Source organism: Streptomyces sp. NBC_00076, from assembly GCF_045041235.1.
Classification (GTDB): domain Bacteria; phylum Actinomycetota; class Actinomycetes; order Streptomycetales; family Streptomycetaceae; genus Streptomyces.
In genome coordinates, this window is record NZ_CP108242.1 from 10,540,697 (window position 1) to 10,554,677 (window position 13,981).

General features: G+C 67.4%; 10 protein-coding genes and 3 pseudogenes. 7 read left to right on the forward strand and 6 right to left on the reverse strand.

Features of this window, described 5'->3' with window-relative positions; genetic code table 11:
* Positions 1-50: 50 nt before the first annotated feature.
* Positions 51-1,490, reverse strand: coding sequence for a DUF1996 domain-containing protein (locus OHA64_RS47050; RefSeq protein ID WP_405623493.1), 1,440 nt, complete (start codon positions 1,488-1,490; stop codon positions 51-53).
* Positions 1,491-2,124: 634 nt separating this feature from the next.
* Here OHA64_RS47050 and OHA64_RS47055 point away from each other — a divergent pair.
* Both OHA64_RS47055 and OHA64_RS47060 read left to right on the forward strand, forming a co-directional pair.
* Complete coding sequence (locus OHA64_RS47055) at positions 2,125-3,570, forward strand: amino acid permease (RefSeq protein WP_405623494.1); 1,446 nt, start codon at positions 2,125-2,127, stop codon at positions 3,568-3,570.
* 23 nt (positions 3,571-3,593) lie between these two features.
* Positions 3,594-3,707, forward strand: a pseudogene (locus OHA64_RS47060) (transposase); the annotation flags it as partial.
* 45 nt (positions 3,708-3,752) lie between these two features.
* Here OHA64_RS47060 and OHA64_RS47065 read toward each other — a convergent pair.
* From OHA64_RS47065 to OHA64_RS47080, 4 genes and pseudogenes are all read right to left on the reverse strand, one after another.
* Positions 3,753-4,334 (reverse strand): VC0807 family protein, encoded by a 582-nt coding sequence (locus OHA64_RS47065; RefSeq protein ID WP_405624409.1) that lies wholly within the window; start codon positions 4,332-4,334, stop codon positions 3,753-3,755.
* 406 nt (positions 4,335-4,740) lie between these two features.
* Positions 4,741-4,935 (reverse strand): annotated as a pseudogene (locus OHA64_RS47070) (TetR family transcriptional regulator); the annotation flags it as partial.
* Positions 4,936-5,000: 65 nt separating this feature from the next.
* Positions 5,001-6,011, reverse strand: a complete 1,011-nt coding sequence (locus OHA64_RS47075) for a Gfo/Idh/MocA family protein (RefSeq protein WP_405623495.1) — start codon at positions 6,009-6,011, stop codon at positions 5,001-5,003.
* Positions 6,008-6,994: an NDP-hexose 2,3-dehydratase family protein gene (locus OHA64_RS47080; protein ID WP_405623496.1), complete on the reverse strand. Its 987-nt coding sequence runs from the start codon at positions 6,992-6,994 to the stop codon at positions 6,008-6,010. The genes OHA64_RS47075 and OHA64_RS47080 overlap by 4 nt, the downstream gene beginning before the upstream one ends.
* Before the next feature lie 18 nt (positions 6,995-7,012).
* Between OHA64_RS47080 and OHA64_RS47085 the strand changes: the two genes are divergently transcribed.
* The 5 genes and pseudogenes from OHA64_RS47085 (at position 7,013) to OHA64_RS47105 (ending at position 11,826) form a co-directional block, all read left to right on the forward strand.
* Positions 7,013-8,251 carry an acyltransferase gene (locus OHA64_RS47085; RefSeq protein ID WP_405623498.1) on the forward strand — a complete coding sequence of 413 codons (1,239 nt, stop codon included), beginning with the start codon at positions 7,013-7,015 and terminating at the stop codon, positions 8,249-8,251.
* A gap of 241 nt (positions 8,252-8,492) precedes the next feature.
* Positions 8,493-9,107, forward strand: coding sequence for an HAD family hydrolase (locus OHA64_RS47090; RefSeq protein WP_405624411.1), 615 nt, complete (start codon positions 8,493-8,495; stop codon positions 9,105-9,107).
* A 131-nt stretch (positions 9,108-9,238) separates the two neighbouring features.
* Positions 9,239-9,654 (forward strand): annotated as a pseudogene (locus OHA64_RS47095) (fic family toxin-antitoxin system, toxin component).
* Between the two features lie 1,125 nt (positions 9,655-10,779).
* Positions 10,780-11,061 (forward strand): hypothetical protein, encoded by a 282-nt coding sequence (locus OHA64_RS47100; RefSeq protein ID WP_405623499.1) that lies wholly within the window; start codon positions 10,780-10,782, stop codon positions 11,059-11,061.
* 363 nt (positions 11,062-11,424) lie between these two features.
* Positions 11,425-11,826, forward strand: coding sequence for a hypothetical protein (locus OHA64_RS47105; protein WP_405623501.1), 402 nt, complete (start codon positions 11,425-11,427; stop codon positions 11,824-11,826).
* A 314-nt stretch (positions 11,827-12,140) separates the two neighbouring features.
* Here OHA64_RS47105 and OHA64_RS47110 read toward each other — a convergent pair whose 3' ends face one another.
* Positions 12,141-13,877, reverse strand: a complete 1,737-nt coding sequence (locus OHA64_RS47110; RefSeq protein WP_405623502.1) for a SpoIIE family protein phosphatase — start codon at positions 13,875-13,877, stop codon at positions 12,141-12,143.
* Positions 13,878-13,981 lie beyond the last annotated feature (104 nt).

The following is a 13,981-nucleotide window of genomic DNA, read 5'->3' on the forward strand; positions in this document are numbered from 1 at the left end:
TCACGGCGGTGGGCGTCGTCAGCGCGGCGCCCACCGCTCGGTACTCGGACTCAGCTGCACTTACGTCCGGTGTTGATGCACTGGACCGCCTTGTTCATCAGCTTCGCGTCGAAGACGTTGATGAAGTCACCGTGATCGGTGACCGGCTTGTGCTGCTGTTCGGGGAAGCTGTCCAGCGAGAAGAAGGGACGGGTCTTGCCGTTGTCCTTGACGCTGGGCGCGTCCACGTCATACACGAGACGTTGCACCAACTGAGGAATGGCCTTGAAGCCGGCCGCGCAGTTGCCCTTGGCGTCAGCGAAGGCCACGTGCGTACGGTGGTTGGCGCTGTCGATGTTCGTGCCGTCCCAGCAGCTCTGGAACTTGAAGGTGCGCACCACGTCGCTGCCTGACGGGCAGAGAGGGTACTTGTCCTTCAACTGCACCTTGTTCTCGAAGCCGGTGCAGCTCCAGGAGGCGTTGGCGTTGGCCGTGCCGTTGACGAAGGCTTTGGCGTCACCGGTGATGATGCGCAGGAACTTGGGCATCGCCACCACCTTGCCGCGGGGGCTGCCCACGAAGTCCAAAGTGGCTTTCTTGGCCGTCAGAATGCGGCCCGTGTTGCCCTCGGCGCCGCCGCCCTGCTTGGCGGCGTCGAACTCCTTGGTGCCGTCCTGCAGGCGCAGCACCGGCCAGTAGTAGGACGACTTGTCGCCCTTGTTCTGGCAGCTGGTCCCGGCCTTGGCGAAGTCCTGGTCGCTCGAAAAGGCGTCGTTGTCCTGGTTGCCGACGTAATCGTGCACGTGGTGTGCGCCGTTGGTGACACCGGGCGCGACGATGACGTTGTCGCTGTTGTACAGCTTGTTGGCGTTCACCCCGCACTTGCTGACGAAGACACCCCTGGAAGCCTTCGCCGACTTGGCCGGCGTGCGCACATTGGACTTCACCTTGGTGATGTCCACGAAGTCGGCTCGGACGGGGCCGTTGCCGGTCCCTCCGGCATTGGTGTTGTTGCCACCCTGACCCGTGGTGGGCTGGTTGCCGGTGGCGCGCAGCGTGCAGGCCGCCAAAGCGTCAAGGCCCTGCGGCTTGGCTGCCACACGGCCGATGGCGATGGCGATCCGGTCGATCGTCGCCTTGCGCTTGTCCTTCAGCGGGCCAACGATCGCGTTCTGGGCGAAGTTGGGGTCCTGCTGAATCGCCTTCTGGGAGGTGGAGAGGCGCTGGTACGCCTCGGAAATCTGCTTGTCGAGGAGTGCCAGTTCCTTGTCGACCTGGGCCTTCGCCCGGGCGGGCACCGATGTCAACTGCTGCCCCACGTCGGGGCAGTCAATGGTCGAGGTTCCAGCCGCGAGCGCCTGGTTCTGGGCAGAGCCCTTCGACGCGCTGGTTTCGTCGGCCGAGGCGTAGATGTTGACCGCCACCAGTCCACCGGCCCCTACGGCCAGTGCGGCCGCCGCGCCTACCGCCCGGCGGGCGGTCTTCGATCTCTTTCGCGTGTTGCGTCTCATCAGGCCTCTCAAGGACATCTCCGGAGCCGGCAGGACTTCCGGCATGGGCGAAGCGCGCCCTCACATACGTATGCGAGCGTCGAATGCTCAGCGAATTCCCAGGTTCATAGGTTCCTCCATTCGCAAACAGTGCATGAGCGCACAAATCCGGGCCGGGTCGGCATCCAGTGATTGTCGTGAGCAGTTCACCAGTTGTGGTCGCAGTGATCGAGTCGGTCAACGCCCGCATCCGGCAAGGGGTCAAGCCCGCTGGACTCTGCCGCATGCCGGTCGTTGCCTGGCGACTGTTGACTCGTCAGAGACCTGCCCTGCACCTTCGCCCACGTCATACATCTGTAAGAAAGCGGGCTGCCGGATCCTAGACGTCTGTCGATGGCTGCGGGTACGGACGGGACCTAGATTCCACGGAACGGCCACTCACTTACGCCCTCCCACCCCGAGGGACGCCGACCCCGTTCAGGTGCGCTCCGCTTGTGTCCGCACCGGGCTTGGAGCGCAGCGAACCGCTGTGCCTCACCGTCACCGCCACACCGTCGCGCCGCCGATCGTGGATCCGGTTCCCCGCAGTGACACCGCGCGCCTACGCCGCGTGGACCCGTAGGCAGAACCCCGAATCGAGAGTCGAGGCACATCCATGAGCGCGCAGCCACCGACCACAACCGAGCATCACGGATCCGGCGCCCCAGGGGCGGACGCGGGCGGGGCCGCCGATTCGGGCGCGGGTCTTCAAGCCGGGCTGAAGAACCGTCACTTGTCGATGATCGCCATCGGTGGTGTCATCGGCGCAGGGCTCTTCATCGGCTCTGGTGCGGGCATTGCCGCGGCGGGCCCCGGAATCCTCGTCTCCTACGCCCTGGTGGGTGCCCTCGTCGTCCTCGTGATGCGGATGCTCGGCGAGATGGCAGCGGCCAACCCCGTCTCCGGATCGTTCTCCGCCTACGCGGACGAGGCGCTGGGACGCTGGGCGGGCTTTACGATCGGCTGGCTCTACTGGTTCTTCTGGGTCGTGGTGCTCGCCGTCGAGGCGACCGCGGGCGCTGCCATTCTCACCGGGTGGGTCCCCGCCGTACCCCAGTGGGCCTGGGCGCTCATCGTGATGGTGGTGCTCACCGCGACCAATCTCTTCTCCGTCGGCTCCTACGGGGAGTTCGAGTTCTGGTTCGCCGGGATCAAGGTTGTCGCGATCGCCGCGTTCCTCGTGCTCGGCGGCCTGGCAGTCTTCGGCGTCCTGCCCGCCGCCGGCGACGGAGCGGTCGGCATGGCCAACCTGACCGGCCACGGCGGCTTTCTGCCGAACGGTCCAGGCGCCATCCTGACCGGCGTTCTCATGGTGGTGTTCTCTTTCATGGGCAGTGAGATCGTCACCCTCGCGGCGGGCGAGTCCGCCGACCCGCGCAAGGCGATCGTCAAGGCCACCAACAGCGTGATCTGGCGGATCGCGGTCTTCTACCTGGGGTCGATCCTCATCGTCGTGACACTGCTGCCATGGAACTCCCCGGAGGTGGCGAAGAGCCCGTATGTGGCCGTGCTGGACCACATCGGTGTCCCGCACGCCGGTGACGTGATGAACGTGATCGTGCTGACCGCCGTGCTGTCCTGTCTCAACTCGGGCCTGTACACGGCCTCCCGGATGGCTTTCTCGCTTGGAGCGCGGGGCGACGCGCCGAAGCGGTTCAGCCGGACCATCTCGCGCGGCGTGCCCATGGCGGCGATTCTGGCGTCGGTGGTCTTCGGCTTTCTCGCGGTCTTCTTCAACTACCAGTACCCGGACACGGTGTTCCAGTTCCTGCTGAACTCCTCGGGAGCGGTCGCGCTCTTCGTGTGGCTCGTGATCTGCTTCTCCCAACTGCGGATGCGCAGGGCCCTGGAGCGCACCGCCCCCGAGCGGCTGACGGTGAAGATGTGGGCGTACCCGTATCTGACGTGGATCACCATCGCTCTGATCACCTTCGTGATCGGCTACATGTTCACCGACCCCGACGGCCGCGAACAGATGATCCTCTCCCTCCTCGCTGCCGCAATCGTGCTCGGCGTCGCCGTACTGCGCGAGCGCAAGCGGGACGCAACCTCCACCACCTGAGCGGCAATCGGTCGGCGGCACCCCGTGCTTCCTGGGATCCGGTGCCGGTGCGGCGGCGGATCGCGGAGCGGATGGTGCCGCTGCTCGGCCCGGATGCCTGGGCGGTCGATGACGTGTCGCTCCCGAAGGAGGGGGAGACGGTTCCGCGTCCCGCTGCTCGTGGTCACGGCGGCTTCCGCAGGTCATCTGCCTTGCTGTCGTGCCTTTGCAGTGGGCGGCGGGCCGTCAGCGAAGATCTTGCGGAGGGTTCCGGTGCGGTGCAGTGTGATCTGGGTGACGATCTGCAGCGCGAGCCACGTAACCGCGTACAGCACGCCGTCCAACGCCGGAACGGTATCGACGGGAAGCGTGTAAGCCATCACCACGCGCAGGGCCGCGTCCACGAGGAGGCCCCAGCCCCACAGCGTCGTCAGTCCGCGCCACACGCGGACGAAGGACGGGTCGGTGGCCAGCAGGCGTTCCATGGCCGCGCTTCGGCGCGGCAGCATCGCCTTCGCTGCCTGGTAGGTGAACGGACGCTTCGTGAACAGAGTGACGAACAGCCAGACGGCGGCGAGCGCGGTGAAGGCTCCGTTGCGCGCCAGCGCTGTGCGAGGGTTCCCGGTCAGCAGCGTGGCCAGGGCGCTGACGGCCAGGATGGCGAGGGTGAACACACCTATGGCGTTGATCTCCCGGTGCCTGACGGCCTGGTAGAGCGCGTGCGCTGCGGGGGCGGACGCGCTGATCAGGAGTGAGGACACCTCGCTGAACCCCGCGCCGCGCAGCGTGTAGTAGAGCCGTCAGTTCCCGCGCGCAGCGGCCGAGGTCGAGCCCGGTGCAGGAGAAGTGACGTTGAAAGTAGGCATCGATCGCCGTGCGTATCACCATCGCCATGGTGTGGGAGTCGAATGTCCCGAGTTCCCCGGCGTTGCGGCCTTCTTCGAGAAGGTCGGCCAGTCGGTCCACGCACATGGCCCACCGCCGGGTACTTTCGAAATCTTCTAATCCCGGAGACTGCTTGAGCGCGACGATTTCCGCGAGAGCCTTGGCATGTGCCGGGTACCTGGAGACGAAATCGAAGTTGGACTGGATGTATGCGCCGACTTTTTCCCGGTATGTGTCCTCGTCGTCTATGTGGGATTGGGACACTTCTCCGGCGATTTCATGAATGGTCTTGACGATCTCCGTGAACAGTTCTGCCTTACCGGAGAAGTGGTAGGAGATCATTCCGGTGCTGCTCAGGCCGGCACGTCTGGTGATCTTGTCGAAGGATGCCTTGGAACATCCGACTTCGGCGATCGTCTCGATTGCGGCCTGTACTATCTGGGCCCTCCTGGCCTCTTGCGTGAAGGTCCGAGAGTTCCTGTTCCTGGTCTCTGAATCCATGGTTCCAAAAGTGTCGTGGTGATGCAGTCGGTTGCCCGCGCGTCCGACGAGTGCATGCGTTCTGCCTACTGGCCGACGGTCACGCGCACTGCTTTCCGGCGGACCGTGTCGACCAGTTCCATTGCTGCCACGCTGTCCTGTCTCCAATCGGCCTCCTGTGCCGAGTCGGCACCCCCCGCTCTGACTGCCGCGGCGAACGAGGCGAGGCAGGTGCCCAGTTGGTCCGCGGCAGGAAGGGTGAACCGTTCCTCGTGCCCCTGCTCCGTGAGCAGCACCACCGGTTCGTACGTCGGCGGAGGGGTGAAGGCCCGGTCCATGGTCACCCGCGCACGGTCGCCCCACAGGGTGTACCTGGACGCGTAGGCGTGCTCGAAGCCGAAAGCGATGTGGGCCAGGACTCCGGAAGACGACACCAGTAGCGCCTGCCCCGACAGGTCCAGCCCGTCCGTCTCCCTGGTCCGAAGCGTCGCTCCCGCTACGCGGATTCCCGGTCCGAGAAACAGTCGGGTCGCCCGCAGGGGGTACACCCCCACATCCAGCAGGGCACCGCCGCCCATGTCCCTCGCGTACCGGATGTCGTCGGCCGGCAGCGGTGGGATGCAGAAGGCGGCATGGAAGGAACTGAGGGTGCCGAGGCGCCCCTTCTCCAACGAGTCGCGCACGAAGGCGTGCTGAGGGTGATGCAGAAACATGAAGTTCTCCCGCAGCACCACGTCGTGCGCCTCGGCGAGGGCGCTCAACTCCCGTGCCTCGCGAGCGTTCACTCCGATCGGTTTCTCCACCAGGACATGCTTGCCCGCCCGTATCGCCTTCATCGCCCAGGTGTGGTGGAGCGCGGTGGGCAGCGAGATGTACACCGCCTCCACGTCCGGGCGCTCCAGCAGTGCGTCGAAACCGGACTCCGCCCTGCAGCCGAAGTGTGCGGCGAAGCGGGCGGTCTTCTCGGCGGACCGCCCCGCCAGGGCCACCAGTTCCACCTCGGGTGCGCGCACGGCGGTGGGCAGTGTACGGCGCCACGCGATGGACGAGGTGCCGAGCGCGCCCAGTCGCAACGGCCGGTCGGCTCGGTCCGTCACAGCGTCCGCAGCGCGGCGACCAGGGTCCTGGCCTGAACGTTCAGCTGGTGGCTGTACTTCAGGAGCGCGTCCAGTTGCCATGGTGCCACCCAGTGGAAGTCCTCCGCGGACGAGGTGGGGAAGTCCTCCCCCACCTCGATGATCATGTAACGGCTCTGTGCGTGCCGGAAACGCCCGCCTTCCTCCGACAGTGTCGTGTCGTACAGAACGCCGGCCGAAGAGCCACGGAGAACCTCGGCAAGGTAGGGCGGCTGATCGGCGGGGGGCAGATGCGCGTAGCTCTCCGGCACGCACTGCACGGTCGGGCCCAGTTCCACCACGTCGAGGAAACCGGGTTCGGCTCGGGCGCGCAGCAGCGCGTGCCGAACGCCTCCGATATTTCTCACCAGCAGTGCGGTGATGCCCGTCCCATGGGGCTGGAGCAGCGGCTGCGTCCAGGCCTCGACCTCACGCCGCCCGGAGGACACGTCGACCGCGACGATGCTGAAGAACAGCCCTCGCGCGTGCGACAGCGCGTCGGCTGACCGGCGCCAGCCGTCGGCGTCCTTCAAGGGGAGCAGATCGACCGCGACATTGTGTTCAGCCCGGCGCCGCGTGATCCAGCTGCGGATCTCCAGGTCGGTATGGAGCGCCGACCGGTGTTCCCGCGCCGAACCGCCGCTTCCATGCCGCCAGTCGGGCAGGCACGAAAGGACCGTTCGCGCATCCATGTTGACCAGGTTGTCGTGGCGCAGAAGGGCGTTGACCTGTCCAAGTGTCAGCCAGCAGAAATCCGGACCGGCCTCGACCTCGGGGCTCACCTCGATGATCATGTTGCGATTGCGCTTGTGCAGGAACCACGAGCCCTGCTCCGACTGCAGGACGTCCGCAACCACCTTGCGCGGATCGGGCAGGCGGAAATACTCCAGGTACGGGACGGCCGAACCGCCGTGCAGCCGGGTGTAGTTGCTCTTCGTGGCCTGCACAGTCGGGGACAACTGCACGCCATTCACGTTGCCCGCTTGGACACCGAGGCGGTGCGGGACTCGCTGGCCCGCACTCTGGTGCGCTACCCCACGCTCTCCGGGCGGATGGAACGCGACCCCGACGGCGGCATCGGCGTCGTGTGCAACGACGCCGGTGTGCTTTTCGACGAGGTCCATTCGGAACTCCGCATGCCCGACTACGGCATCTGCAGGTCGGCCAAGCCCGACCTGCAGAGATACCTGCACCGGGTCAATCCCTTCGCGGTCGTCGGACACGACACACCCTTGCTGACGGTGAAGATCACCCACATGCGCGGTGGCGGCTCGGTGCTCGGCGTCACCTTCAACCATGGTGTGACCGACCTCAGCGGCTTCATGGACTTCCTCCAGAACTGGTCCCGCGAACACCTCGGACTCCCGTACCAGGCCCTTCCGGAAGCACGGAACACTCTCGACGGACTCGGACTCTTCGCCGGGCGGGAGGCCAGACAGCACAGCGGGCAGTACGTCGCTGTGAACCGACGGGAGAAGTTCCGCTTCCTGTGGCGGGTCAACGCGGGTGCGCGCCGGGTACGCCACCTCACCGTGCGCTTTCCGGGTGACGAGGTGCGCGCCATCAAGGCACATGCCGCGGCGCCGCTCGCCGGCACGGGGCAGTGGGTGTCGACCGGTGACGCCCTCGCGGCACATGTGTGGAAGACCATGGGTGAGATGCGAGCGCGGCCTGACGACAGCGTTGAGCGCCTCGGCATGGTCGTGGACATCCGCTCGGCGCTGCGCGATGTGCTGCCCGACGGCTTCGGCGGCAACGCCGTCACCAATACGACGGCCACGCTCAAGGCGGGTGAACTGGCCTCCGCGTCCTTGGCGGACGTTGCCTCGGCCGTGCGCATCGCGATCGACGATGTCACCGAGCGACACCTCTGCAAGGAGATCGGGTTCCTGGTGGCCCAGCGTAGGGCGGGACGCTCACGCTGGGTGCTCAGCCGTATGGCACTGGACGCTTTCGAGGACACTGTCTCCGTCAACAACGTGGGACGGTTTCCGATGTACCGGATCGATCTCGGCGGTGGGCGGCCCTTCTGGTTCGAATACCCGCCCATTCCCATTCCGTGGAATGTCTTCATCACCCCGATGCCGGACGACGACGAGGGGCGCGACGTGCACCTGAGCATCCCTCAGGACAAGGCCCAGGTGTTCGGTACGCCATCCTGGAACGCGCGTCTGCACACTCATGCCCCCGAACGTCCGGCTGCCGGCCTGCCACGGGCGTAGGCCCAACACAGCGGTCAGTACCGAACACACCACCTCAGGCTGACGCTCCAGCGACAGGTTCTTTCGGCACGTAGCTGAACGTGGCCGCGCCCCTTCTTGACCGGGTTGTCACCGCCGGTGGAGTTGGCCAGGCGCTTTGCGGTCTCCCAGGGTGGCGAGCCCTCAGACTGGGCGGATGACGACTCGACCAGCCTCTCCCGACGCTCTCCGTGCCGTTCTCTTCGACTCAGGCGGTGTGCTGATGCGGCCGATCGGCGGCCGTTGGAACCCGCGAGCAGACTTCGAGCAGACCGTCCTCGACCACGATCCGTCCATCACGCCGGGACAGTTCATGAAGGCCATCGCTGCGGGTGACCACTTCTTCGCCACCTCGTCGTCGACGCCCGAGAACGACGACTACCACCGGGTGATGCTTCGCCAACTCGGCGTGGAACCGAGCTCGCAGCTCCTGGCTGACTTGCGACGCGAGGTTCCCCCGGCGGTATTCCTGGAGACCTACCCCGACGTCGAGGAGACCCTGGAGGAGCTGAGCCGGCGAGGGGTGCGGATGGCCGTGGTGTCGGATGCCTGGCCCAACCTGCCCGATCTCCATGCCGGGCTCGGGATCGGCCGGTTCTTCGAGGCGTACGCAATCTCCGCTGTGCTTGGCTGCAACAAGCCCGACCCGCGCATGTATCACCACGCCAGCGCCGCGCTGGGCCTCACTCCTGCGCAGTGTCTGTTCGTTGACGACGATCCGGAACTGGTGGCTGCGGCGATCCGACTCGGCTATGCAGGACGTGCGCTATGCCGAGACTCGGCGGTCTCGGACGTGCCTTCCATCAGCTCGCTGACGGAGCTCCTGGACTTCTTCTGACACTCCAGCAGTCAAGTCGGCTGCTGAAGGGTCAGCAGCCCCGTGCCGGTGAAGCAGCCGTTCAGCACGTCGCCGCGCTACTGAAGTCGGCGTAAGCCCCGTTGGACGGCGGTGATCAGGTCCTTGAGCAGATTCAGTCAGCTGTCAGGGCCCCGTCGAGACTCACATCGGGGCAGCCAAGCTCCGGCCACCGCGACCCGGCCGCCGACGACTACGGCGTCCCCATCGCAGCAGTCGCCCGCCACCGCGGGGAGCTCCTCGACACACCCGTCCACGAGGGGGCCTATGCCCGTGCCGCCGCCCTGGTGCACAGTCTGGGCCGCTGCCACTGGCTGGAGAACTCCAACCTGACCGTGGCCTGCGCGGTCGCCGTCATGTATCTCGAGGCCGGCAACATCCCTGTCAGCCCCCTCGCGAACAGCTCACCGCGCTCGCCCATGAGCTGCGCAACCCGCGCTGTACAGCCCCCCGGATCGCTGCTTTCCTGCGCACCTGGAAACCCGGATCCCGATCCGGGATCCGGACGGAAGGGACCGACCACTGCTGACCGGGCTGCGGCACGGGCGTGCTCATACCCCGTTCCGCGTACCGGCCCTCCGTGCCGCCCGAGGAAGCCTGGCGGTTCGCGTGCCCAGCCGGCCGTCCCCTCATGTATCGGCAGCGGCTGGCTGGGGCGTACTGGCTGCGCCGCCGAAGACTCCTACGCCCCAGCGCATTCTCCGGGGCTCCGCCACGACCGTGATCTGCACGCTGCCCGCGGGCGCCCGGCCACGGCCCGAGTTCGTGGACAGGCCGCTGCGGCCCGGCCGCTGTGCCGCTCGTCATCGTCGACTTCATGGCGCCCCCGGCTGCCCGATGCGCTCGCCCCTGCAGTTCGCCGTGGCCGGCTCCCGTATCGAGGCTTGTCGCCACCCCTGACGGCAGGTGGCTGCTGCTGGCGCGCACGCCCTGATCGGCATGGGGCAGGTCCTCTCAGCGGAGGCAAGGACCTCGGACGCCGGGGTAGCGCACCGATCGCCAACTGACGGACGCGGGCCGCGCGCCAGGCCGCCCTGCTCGGCGAGCGGCAAGTCTGCAGGCGTCCCGCACCCTCTCCAGCCAGATCCGCGCGGTTGATACGCAGTACGAGCCGGCGCACACGGGGTTGCTCCTGATGGACCCCTACAACTCTTCGAAGACGGAGCCTGGGGCGGCGACTGGCACCCGGACTTCGTTCCCCAGGAGAACGATGTCGTCGTCCACGAGCACTGGGGACAGAGCGGGTAAGCCAACGGGGAGTTCTTCGGCCCGCGCTCCGTTGGACACCCCAAGGGCCAGCAGAGCAAGATCCCGGTGGTGCCGCAGGACACACAGGAACCGCCCCCCAGCGGAGCTGGTCCAAACCGTGGGAGCGGATCGTGGAGGCAGGTTTGCCCTAGGTCTTGAGTCCGGTGGAGAAGCTAGCGGAAGAGGCCAGTGACCTGCGCATACTCAAGGCTGGTTCGGTTGGCGGGCCAGGCCGAACGAGATGCACCGGACCAGATGGTTCGGGACATGGCTGACCTTCGTAGCAGCCCATAGCAGCATCAACCCGACGCGACATCCGCCAACCCCGTAATACTCGCAAAAGCCACGAATAGGTGCGAAGGATGTGAGGAACCCGGGCAGCGAACCCCTCACGAATGGAGCAACCGTGATCATCAAGAGACTCCACGACATGGGCATCCGCAGCGAACACGCGTACACCGCAGCCATGGCATCCATAGGCCTCTCCGTCCTCAGCTGGATGACCAGCCTCAAAGCCGAACCTGGAGCCCACGCAGACCTTGCCCGCGCCGACCGCTGGGGCATCTACGTCGGCGAATGGGCGCCCACCTTCTTCGGCCTCGGCGTCGCCCTCTCCCACTACGAACAACAAGACGGCACCCTCACCGCCAGCGTCCACGAACTGAGGGAACAGAAGCAGGCCGGCTGACCACGCGCGAGCGCCCGCCCTGAGGCTGAAGGGGCGGGCGCCCCGTGAACAATGCCCGCTCCACCCCCGGCTACTGCGGCGTCGCGATCGAACCCGCGCGTACGGTGGCGCCGCGCTCGCCCCTGTTTGGCCACTTCGGCCACTCGGCCCAGAGCGCCGGCGGGCCGCGGGAGCGTGTGGCACCGTGAACGCGGCCGTGGTCCGTCATGCCCCCGTGGTGTCGGACCAGGGCTTCCTACCTGGCCGACGGCTCCGGTTCCGGTGACGAGGCTGTGATAGGTCCGGTGGCGTCCATGACGTCGTCCTCCTCGTGGGATGTCGAGGCGGGGGCGGGGACTTACGCCTCAGGATGGGCGCACGCTGGTGGGCGGTGAGGAGGCCGGCTCCAGGAGGACGCAGGCCTCCCAGCGGGCCGCGCTCGCTGATCCCGGCTACCAGGCGTTCCTCATCCTGCGCACCGGGTTCGTCGTGGCGCCGATGCTGTTCGGACTGGACAAGTTCGCCAACCTGCTCGTGGACCGGCCTACCTACCTCGCGCCGTGGATCAACGCCGCCTGGGCGCTGCCCGTCGTGGGCCTCGCCGTCGCGCTCGCCCCGCGCTTCGGGGGTTGGCTGGTGGCCGGATGGCTCGCCGGGATCATCGTCAACCTGCTGACCATCCCGGGGCACTACGACATCGCGCTGCGCGACTTCGCTCCTCTGCTCGGCGCGGTCGCCCTCGCCCGGCTCGCACAGCGCTACCACGCCAAGCGGCAGTCTCACTGACGGCAGGAAAGTGTCGGGGAAGGTGGCGGGCGGGTGGGGCCCCATCGGCCCGCCCGGGGCCGCCTCCCCGCGGCGAGTACACCCTCACTGCGCGCGGCTACGCCTTCCTCATCCCCTGGCCGCCCTGACCGTTTGGGCACGGACCGCCTCCCGGCAAGAGATTCGCCAACGCCGGGCGGGCCGCTCACCTCGCACTCATGACGGCGGAGCCGCCGTCGCGGCCTCGCTTCCCCTGGTGGGGCGGCCACACGAGGAGGTGTGTCGCTTGCACTGCGGACCCGTTCGACGAACCCGTCCCGTCCGGGCACTCCGCGTCACTGATCCTGGGCGGGCGGGGGAGTGCGTAGCGCGATCATGGCGACGTCGTCGTCGTTGTCGCTGGGGCGGACCTGGTCCAGCAGGGAGTGGCAGAAGGAGTCCAGGGGGCGGTGGGCGAGGGAGGCCGCGTGTCGGCGCAGCCGGTTCAGCCCATGGTCGATCGAGCGGTGGGGGGATTCGATCAGGCCGTCGGTGTAGAGCAGGAGCGTGGATCGGGGTGGCAGGACGGTGACGGCGTCGGGGCGAGGTCTGGTGACTCCGGTGCCGAGCAGAATGCCGTGAGCTTGGTCGAGGTAGCGGGCCCGACCGTCGTGGGTGACGAGCAGAGGTGGTGGGTGGCCGGCGTTAGTCCAGTGCAGGTGCCACAGGGTGTCGTCGCCGAGTGTGAGCCTGGCGAGGATCATGGTCGCCACGGGTACCTCGGCTACGTGCATCACGGCCTCGTCGAGGCGTGTGACGACGGCGCTGGGGGCGGCCTCGGGGTGGGACCAGGCGAAGGCGCGCAGCATGTTGCGGACCTGCGCCATACCGGCTGCGGCGTCGAGATCGTGCCCGACGACGTCGCCGATGGCCAGCGCGTGGGCGTGGGGAGCCAGGGCGAAGGCGTCGTACCAGTCACCGCCCACGGATGAGGCGTCCGGAGCAGGCACGTACCGTGCGGTCATCTCCAGGCCGGGCAGGACGGGGAGTTGGGGCAGCAGGTGGCGCTGCATGGTTTCGGCGACTTTGCGCTGGCGCTGGTACAGGCGCGCGTTGTCCAGGGCCAGGCCTGCCCGGCGGGTGAGGTCTTCCAGTAGCGGCAGGTCGGCGGGCGTGAAGGTGACGTGTCGTTGTGCGCGGCCCAGGGTCAGGGCGCCGAGTACGTCGCGCAGACCGCGAATGGGTGCGATGACGGCGGAGTGCATGCCCGTCTCGGTGAACAAGCGCTGCTGCTCGACCGCGATGCCCGAATCGGGCGGTCCCTGGTAGGTGGCGGGACCGGCGAGGGAGGAGGCGGCGCCACGCAGGGCCCGCGACAGGGGCATGGGCGACTCCGCCGGCACGGGGGGCATCGGGCCTTGCAGGTCATCCCGCTCGACGAGAATGCCGTCCTTGTGTTCCACCACCAGGACGCGTCGCACTTCGTCACGTTCGGTGAGGAGGTCAAACACTGCCCAGTCCGCCAGCCGTGGCACGGTCAGGGCCGCCAGCCGGTGCAGTGCCTCGTCCACGTCCAGAGTGGAGGTGAGCTGCGTGGTCGTCTCTGCCAGCAGGGCCAGGCGGTCCAGTTCCGTCAGCGGTGCGGAATGCCAGCCATCGCTGTGGTGCACGTCCTCCTGCTTCGGCTCGTACAGCATCGTCAGCGCACCGGCCACGCCCGGGCCGGGTGTCGAGGGCGTGACCAGCCAGGACAGCTGAATAAGCGTGCCGTCCCCGCGGGCGAACCACTCGGCGTCGCCATGCCTGGTCCTCCTCGTGAGAAGCGCCTTCCTTATCTGACAGCGAGTGCGCGGCATCGAGTGCCCGTGCTTGTCCCGGTGCAGCAGGTCGTGGAAGTCCTCACCGATGAGTTCCGAGGCGTCCCGGCCCAGCAAGCTTTGGGCTGCGCTGTTGGCCGCGAGGATGAGGCCGTCGTCATCGAGCGCGATGGCGGACGCCTGCAGGCCTTCCAGCGCTTCACAGAGCAGGGCACCAGACCGCGCCTGAGACTCCGACACGGGAATACCTTCCCTGCCGGAAGCGGCGTCGTCCATGTCCCTCCTCCGTTCAGACACCAGTCCCTCCGGCTACCCCGACCGGACCACTCCATGTAACAACAGCAACGGCCGGCCGCGGTCGACGGCATCCCGCCCGTCGC